The sequence below is a fragment of the Alkalibacterium thalassium genome (assembly GCF_900101165.1).
Classification (GTDB): domain Bacteria; phylum Bacillota; class Bacilli; order Lactobacillales; family Carnobacteriaceae_A; genus Alkalibacterium; species Alkalibacterium indicireducens.
The window spans coordinates 1-6,921 of record NZ_FNFK01000080.1 but is presented as its reverse complement, the minus strand read 5'-3'; the positions used below and the strand labels follow the sequence as shown (position 1 = coordinate 6,921).

Annotated in this window: 8 protein-coding genes and 1 pseudogene; 4 read left to right on the top strand and 5 right to left on the bottom strand. The window is 44.2% G+C overall.

Translation table 11 applies throughout. The features are described from left to right. The 3 genes from BLR76_RS11915 to BLR76_RS10765 form a co-directional block, all read left to right on the top strand. Positions 1 to 218, top strand: a 218-nt coding sequence (locus tag BLR76_RS11915; protein WP_176759576.1) for a hypothetical protein, incomplete at its 5' end; no start/stop codon positions are given. Between the two features lie 204 nt (positions 219 to 422). Continuing rightward, positions 423 to 1,127 (top strand): AzlC family ABC transporter permease, encoded by a 705-nt coding sequence (locus tag BLR76_RS10770; RefSeq protein WP_091268830.1) that lies wholly within the window; start codon positions 423 to 425, stop codon positions 1,125 to 1,127. After that, entirely contained in the window at positions 1,120 to 1,443 is a 324-nt protein-coding gene (locus BLR76_RS10765) for an AzlD domain-containing protein (RefSeq protein WP_091268829.1), read from the top strand. Before BLR76_RS10770 ends, BLR76_RS10765 begins: the two co-directional genes overlap by 8 nt. 371 nt (positions 1,444 to 1,814) lie before the next feature. Here the strand turns inward: BLR76_RS10765 and BLR76_RS10760 are convergent, their stop codons facing one another. From BLR76_RS10760 to mvk, 5 genes are all read right to left on the bottom strand, one after another. Beyond that, positions 1,815 to 2,315, bottom strand: a complete 501-nt coding sequence (locus tag BLR76_RS10760; protein WP_091268827.1) for a hypothetical protein — start codon at positions 2,313 to 2,315, stop codon at positions 1,815 to 1,817. A 72-nt stretch (positions 2,316 to 2,387) separates the two neighbouring features. Beyond that, positions 2,388 to 3,440: a type 2 isopentenyl-diphosphate Delta-isomerase gene (gene fni / locus BLR76_RS10755; RefSeq protein WP_091268825.1), complete on the bottom strand. Its 1,053-nt coding sequence runs from the start codon at positions 3,438 to 3,440 to the stop codon at positions 2,388 to 2,390. Positions 3,441 to 3,452: 12 nt separating this feature from the next. After that, positions 3,453 to 4,541, bottom strand: a complete 1,089-nt coding sequence (locus BLR76_RS10750) for a phosphomevalonate kinase (RefSeq protein WP_091268823.1) — start codon at positions 4,539 to 4,541, stop codon at positions 3,453 to 3,455. Between the two features lie 36 nt (positions 4,542 to 4,577). Next, a complete protein-coding gene (mvaD, locus tag BLR76_RS10745; protein WP_091268821.1) occupies positions 4,578 to 5,546 on the bottom strand; it encodes a diphosphomevalonate decarboxylase in 969 nt (322 codons plus the stop codon). Then, a complete protein-coding gene (gene mvk / locus BLR76_RS10740; RefSeq protein ID WP_091268819.1) occupies positions 5,539 to 6,492 on the bottom strand; it encodes a mevalonate kinase in 954 nt (317 codons plus the stop codon). Before mvk ends, mvaD begins: the two co-directional genes overlap by 8 nt. A gap of 167 nt (positions 6,493 to 6,659) precedes the next feature. On the opposite strand from mvk, the pseudogene BLR76_RS10735 reads away from it, so the two are divergent. Then, a pseudogene (locus BLR76_RS10735) lies at positions 6,660 to 6,921 on the top strand (IS4 family transposase); the annotation flags it as partial.

Here is a 6,921-nt window from a genome sequence, read left to right as displayed (position 1 = left end):
CTATTATTTCGGCACGTAAGAATGGGGTGTTTTTACAAGCATTAACCGAAATGATTCCTGCCTTTAAGAAGGAATTTATCCCTGAGTTCAAAGGAATACTCCGTACATTACTAAAGAAACCCAAAACTAGAAAATCAGTCGGTGTGATTGAAGGCAGTATTGGAAAGCGCTGTGCGTCGTCTCACGCTCTTGGACAATTGGCTAAAGTACTAAAATAAAGAGATTTTAAGGCTGTTTACTGAGGGAGAAAGGCTCGCAGAGCCCATCTCCCTCAGTAAACAGCGAAAAACAATAAAAGGAAAAAGCGATTCTAGAGATTTCCTACAACAACTTGACACACACGTCTTGAAGGCTGCTTTTTTAATAGCCGAAAAACTATGCTATACTATTATAATATTTACATAGAAGTAGAGGTGCTGAAAATGAGAAGAGATACAATTATCAGTGGTGTAAAAGCCAGTACACCCATTATGGCGAGCTATATTGCCTTGGGAATAGCCTGTGGAATCGTCCTTTATGATGCCGGCTTTACGGTCGGACAGATCATGATGATGAGCCTGCTGGTTTATGCGGGTGCCGCCCAGTTCCTTGCGGCAAGTCTGGTCGTTATGGGGGCGTCTGTTCCGTCCATAATCCTTATGGTGTTTTTCCTGAATCTGAGACATGTTCTGATGTCTGCCAGTATATCGAGCTTTGTAAAAGACAAGTCTTTACTTTATCTAGGAATCTTCGGGCACACCTTGTCTGATGAGTCCTTTGGCATCAACTACTCCAGATTTCAGGATAAGCAGTGGCATCCCAATGAGGCAGTGGTGACCAGTCTATCCAATTATGGGACATGGATCGTCAGTACCATTCTTGGCGGAGTGATTGGAAGTCAGTTTCCCATTAATACACTCATCATGAATTATGCACTCATCGCTATGTTTCTGTGTATGATGGTCATGCAGTTCGTGTCTAAGGCACACATTTTAGCGGCAATTGCTTCAGTCTGCTTTACAGTCATTCTGACAGTAGTTCTTCAGCACAACATTGCACTGGTCATCGCGACGGTTCTCGCTTCATGCATAGGTTATATAGTTGAAAATAGAACCGGCCGCAGGAAAGGAGGGAACAGCCATGCTTGAACACCCAGTCATATTGATAGCAGGAATGGCTGTCGTGACATTTGTTCCACGCTTTTTCCCGCTGCTTCTGTTAAGTAAAAAAGAGATTTCGCCTTCATTAAGCCGCTGGATGTCCTTCATCCCGGTATCTATTTTTGCGTCTCTTGTAGCCTCCGATGTGTTTTTCTGGGAGGGGTCTTTTAATCTGAATCCAGTCATGAATATAAAACTGATTCCTTCTGTTCTTGTCATTTTGCTGGCTTTGAAAACAAGAAGTCTGCTCTGGTCTATGATTCTAGGAGTCAGTGCGATCAGCTTGATGTGGCTCATCGTCTAGATGTCCAACCTGGGTGGGACTACGGTCTGAATGTGTTCTAAGTCGTGTCTTGTGACCAACTGGAGACAATAAGAACCATCGAGATGTTTAGAAGGTGCATCTTACGACAAAGTGGAGAGCAAAAAGAGCTCGAATGGGTTCCAAGACAGACTACAGACAATACCAACTGTGACCCAACTGTACTTCGGCACTAAGAAGATCCTGACGACTGTCAGAATCACCAAAATATTCTCAATCAATACTATGATCATTGCCTACCTCGAACAAGTTTAAACCCAGAAAAGATAGGGGAAGATGGTGGCACATAAAAAGCACAGTTTAGGGGAGAAAAGTAGTCAATCACCCAAGCTGTGCTTTTAGTATGCTTTGAATTAATGTCTAATTGATGGCCGCTCAAGTACTTTTTCTCCCAAATCGTTTGCCCACCTCTCTGTCCATAATGAAGAATACGGCACACCGCATTCTTTTCGTAATTGCTTGTAGCGGTTCAGTCGGGACCAGCCCAATGAAGTGATGCCCACGGTGAACAGGTAAAGCGGACCAAGAATGAGCGATTGATAGGTGTGGCCATATTCATGAACTGACATGCGTTCGCATTGGTCAGTCAGACGAGGCTGGTTCCCATTATATCTTCGGAGAAGTCGACTATCTTTGTCATTGGGTGTGAAAATGAACAGGCCCAGCGATAAGCCATTCAATGTTGGCCATTTTGTACGGATGCTGCCATGAAAACGGTCATGAGGACAACGGAGAAAAATCAGAAATAAAATCAAACCGATCGTGCTCTGAAGAAGTCCCCAGGTACACTGTAAAAGAATATAGATCAGCTTCCATACTTCAGAGTGAAAGAAGCTTTTTTTCCTGTCTGCCATTACATCACCTTTCTTTAACTTAGGTCATTGGATTTCAGGGCACGCCTCAGATGATATGAAAAAACTTCCCATCTAGGTACGGGAAGCATATTTCTGGATTGAGATGTTTCTTGCATTACACCATTCCGCAGTCTTACCAGAGATTATAACGTCAGTTTTTCTTAAGTCACTTACTGTTTTGGCTCCCAAGAGCGTCATGATGTGCGCCAGTTCAGTTTTCCACTGACTGATCGTTTCAATAGCCTGGTCCACATCTTTGAGTGCCATATGCATGAATTGGCTAGACAGTCCGTTGAGTGATGCGCCAAGAGACAAGGCTTTGACCATTTCCATCGGACGACGAATGCCACCGGAAGCAATAACTTGGGCACTCACTATGCTGTCTCCTGACTCTAATAATGACACAGCTGTGGTCTGACCCCATTCTTCCAGATCGTCCAGCTTAAAATCTTTGCGACGGAAATTTTCGATCTGTGCAAAATTGGTTCCACCCTGACCACTGATATCGATCAGTTTTACACCGATGGCTTCCAGTGAACGGATGGTTTCTCGACTCATGCCGAAGCCGACTTCTTTAGCTATGACGGGCACATCAAGTCCATTTACGATGGATTCAATATTGTCCAGCCATCCTTTAAATTCACGGTCACCTTCTGGCATGACAATTTCCTGAGGCGCATTGATATGAATCTGAAAGGCATCAGCGTCCAGCATATCCACGACTTTTTTTGCATTTTCCAGTCCATGTCCAGCTCCCAGATTAGCAAATACCAGGCCATCAGGATTAACTTTGCGAACGATCTTAAATGACTTTTCCTGTTCAGGATCCTTTAAAGCGGCACTCACTGAGCCGGTAGCCATAGCCAGACCTGTTTCCCGTGCGATAATGGCCAGTTTTTCATTTACTTTTCCTGTCCACTCGCTTCCTCCAGTCATGGCGTTAATGAAAAAGGGGACAGAAAAGTCGAGTCCTTCTAGAGAAACGGACAAATCGACATCGGCGACATCCATTTCTGGAAAAGAATGATGGACAAAAGAAATATCTTTAAAAGACGAGACTTGTCCATCATAAAATTTTTCTGATAATGAAACGTGTTCGTTTTTTCTGTTATTTGATTTAGGCATAAGGTCACTCCATTAAGTCAGTTTAGTTGGCTCATAATAGACAGCCAGTGAAAGTGGGGTGATCCCCGCTTTTTTCCACTCAGACAAAAGCGGTTGAGGATCCATTTCATCAGGTAAAAAGGCGATACCGCAGTCACCACCGCCAGCTCCAGATATTTTGCCAGTAGCCTGATGTGCATCGGCTGTCTGAAGCAGCTTTTCTAGAAGAGGTGTAACATATACACGTTTCTGGAAAGCCGTCATTGCATATAGAATGTCCTGATTCTTGGAGAGGGCCGCAAGAAACCTTTCCTGATTCTGTTTTTTGATGGCATCGATCAGATCGGTTACACAGTGCCTACTTTCTTCGAGGAATCGAGTGTAAGTCAAGGCATCATCTGAACGGAAAACCGATTTGACCAGGTTTTCAGTAGAGGCGGGTGTTCCTGTCCATCCCACAAGGAAGTGTAAGTTATTGAAAGGTGGCATGGATTCGATCATCAGATCAGGCCAGTATCGCTCGACTGTTTCCTTGATACTTAGAGAAGAAAGCATATCATTAACAGGCTCACTACTGAAACGTGTATAGGCTATCCATCCTGTAAAGCTGGCTGCAGCGAGATCTCCGAAGGATCCTAGGCTTCCCAAGGATAGATGGGAGAGGCAGGCAAGCTTATAAACCTGTAAAGGGTTCAACTTAAGTGCGTATGCTCGAGTAACGGCCTGAATGAGAGCGACAGTTACAGCTCCGCTGGACCCTAGTCCATATTTAAGGCCATCGGTGCTGACCATATCGCTTGTTACATATATATCGAGAGGAGCCATCTTGATGCCGCAATCATGTAGATATCGTGAGAGTGCTTTCAGAGTTGCTGTCATGATAGACGCTCTCTGATCCGGTTCTTCCAAGATGACCTCATGATCACGGATAATCCAGTCTAACGGTTCATTTGAAAGAACAGAGGAGTGGATCGTCCCTGTCTCTTTTCTTGCAGGTGAAACTGAAACAGTAATGAACCGGTCAACAGCAGCGATGACTGCGGGAGACCCTGGTTCGACGACTGCATATTCACCGGCTATAAAGAGTTTTCCAGGAGCTTTAGCTTCTGCTTTTTGCAGCATGGATCTTTCCCTCCGTTAAATAGATGATGACAGGAATCAGTTGAGTACATGCAGCCCAGGACCTGGTTTTGCAGCAATCAACTGTTTATCTTCAAATGTTTTAGAAAGTTCCTGTTTTAAAGCAGACAAGTCTGACTGTCTGCAGATGATTTTGACATTCGGGCCTGCGTCCATTGTGAAGTAGGCTGTATAGCCCAACTTTCTTAATGCACGGACAGCATCCATTGCTTTCATGCTTTCAGCTGTCCAGTAAGTAAAGGGAGGGGAAGCACCCAATGTGGTCGCATGCATCTTAAGCGCATTCCGCTCGGCAATCTGACCGACCTGCTCAATATCACGATCGGAAACAGCCTGCTTAATGGCAGACAAGTCAGCGTCCAGTGATTTCAGCCACCCGTCATAGAAGGGAGACGTCTCGACTGTCCGTTTCATTCCATCCCGGCTTGAGACATCTTTTTTAGCATCATTGACAATAATGAACAGCATGCCGATATCCCATTGGGCGTCATCAACTGGAACAGCGTAAGAAGAATCGTGATCCTGGCCTTTGAGCCATTCGGCAAATCCGCCGAATATACTTCTGGAGGCTGAACCGGATCCTATGCGTGCCAGCTTGGATAATTCTTGATCAGATAAATCCAGACCGGCTGCCTGACTTGCTGCACCGGCAAGAGCTGCGAGACCAGATGCTGAGGAAGCCAGTCCAGCTGCAGTTGGTACATGATTAATGCTTTCAATACGAGCTTTAGATTCAAGTCCGGCGAGTGTTCTTACTTCATCCAGCACTCTCTGAACCTTGTTTAATATTCTGGCATCCTGCTTATCTCCATCAAGGATGAGTTCATCTTCAGTCAGTGCATCATCAAATGTTACAGAAGTATCTGTATAGAACGCATCTAATGTCAGTGACAGAGAGTTGTTTTTAGGAATGATCAGGTCTTCATTCTCTTTTCCCCAGTATTTAATCAGGGCGATGTTTGTGTGTGCACGTACCCATTTACTCATTGCTATTCTCTCCTAATGCATGGATCCAGGTTTCGACTGCTCCGTTCTCCATCAGTTTATGTGCGATTAGTTTAGCCTGCTTAGTTGACCGAGCCAGTGCAATCATGCATCCGCCACGTCCGCCGCCCGTGAGCTTTGCTCCCAGGGCATGGTTCTTTAAAGCAGTGTCTACCAGACGATCTAGGCGCTCGTTGCTCACATTGATCTGCTTGAGGCATTCATGGGAAAGCGTCAGGAGTTCGCCAAGGCGCTCAACGTGATCACCTTGAATGGCTATCCTTGCTTCTTCAGTCAAGTGTCCGATTTTCTTTATGATCGTCAGTGTTTGATGAGAGGCACGCTCCATCTGCTTCGCAACATCCCTGACGGCTTTTTTGGTCTGACCTTTCATGCCGGTGTCTGCAGCGATAAGGTAGCCTGAGACATGCAAAGGAATCGAGGAAAAGTGACTGTTCTTTTTATAGTAAATAGGTGATGCACTGCTGGTAACACGTGCATCCAGCCCGCTAGGATTCCCATGAGCGATTTTTTCAGAAATTTCAACATAATTCAGTAAAGTATCATGAGCAATATCTCTTTCGAAATAGGCAAATAAAGCACGAACAAGTGCTGTTGCCACCGCCGCACTGGAGCCCATTCCTCTTTCAGGCGGGATCAGGCTGGATATGGATATGCTCAGACCATCAACAGGCTGATTCAGATCACTGCAGATCGACTGGATCAGACTTTTTAAGTTCTTAAGTGAATCAGGGACTGTTTGTAAAAGACCCTGGTAATAACTGGAAGATATGACACTTCCTCCGTTGATTTTTTCTATAATGACCTCAACTGGAGTGGCCATAAAGGGCATGGCGATAGCCGGTTCATTGTAGACGACAGCATGCTCGCCAATAAGAATGATTTTTCCATGTGCAGTACCGACTGCCTGATCAGATAGGGTCTTCATGAATTCACCTCGGTTGTTCTAGTAGGATTGAACTTATTTATCTTAACTTATATTATACAAAAACACACTAGTGTTGCATTAAAATATTAACCTGTTCCATGGCATAAAAAAATCCTTTATACTAGTACTTGGATGACTTATCCAAGACCAATACAAAGGATCTATGCATGGATAAGTATAAAACAAAAATGACAATAAATAAATGGTTTTCGTATATTAAATTAGAACAATTAAGCTTAGATTCTCGTCAAACCATCGAACAATTTGATCGTTATGCAAAGAAATTGACATTTAAGAAAGTAATAAAGCTCTTTCTGTATGCCATTAACGATGAAACCGAAAGTTTACGACACCTAGATCAACAACTTGTCAATCCGAATTTGAAAAAAGTAATGGGGATAGACTCTATCAGTTACTCTCAGCTTTCTC

Coding starts and splice junctions, on each gene's coding strand:
- BLR76_RS10765 (WP_091268829.1), top strand. CDS start 1,120: ATGCTTGAACACCCAGTCATATTGATAGCAGGAATGGCTGTCGTGACA.
- BLR76_RS10750 (WP_091268823.1), bottom strand. CDS start 4,541: ATGCTGCAAAAAGCAGAAGCTAAAGCTCCTGGAAAACTCTTTATAGCC.
- BLR76_RS10760 (WP_091268827.1), bottom strand. CDS start 2,315: ATGGCAGACAGGAAAAAAAGCTTCTTTCACTCTGAAGTATGGAAGCTG.
- mvk (WP_091268819.1), bottom strand. CDS start 6,492: ATGAAGACCCTATCTGATCAGGCAGTCGGTACTGCACATGGAAAAATC.
- mvaD (WP_091268821.1), bottom strand. CDS start 5,546: ATGAGTAAATGGGTACGTGCACACACAAACATCGCCCTGATTAAATAC.
- BLR76_RS10770 (WP_091268830.1), top strand. CDS start 423: ATGAGAAGAGATACAATTATCAGTGGTGTAAAAGCCAGTACACCCATT.
- fni (WP_091268825.1), bottom strand. CDS start 3,440: ATGCCTAAATCAAATAACAGAAAAAACGAACACGTTTCATTATCAGAA.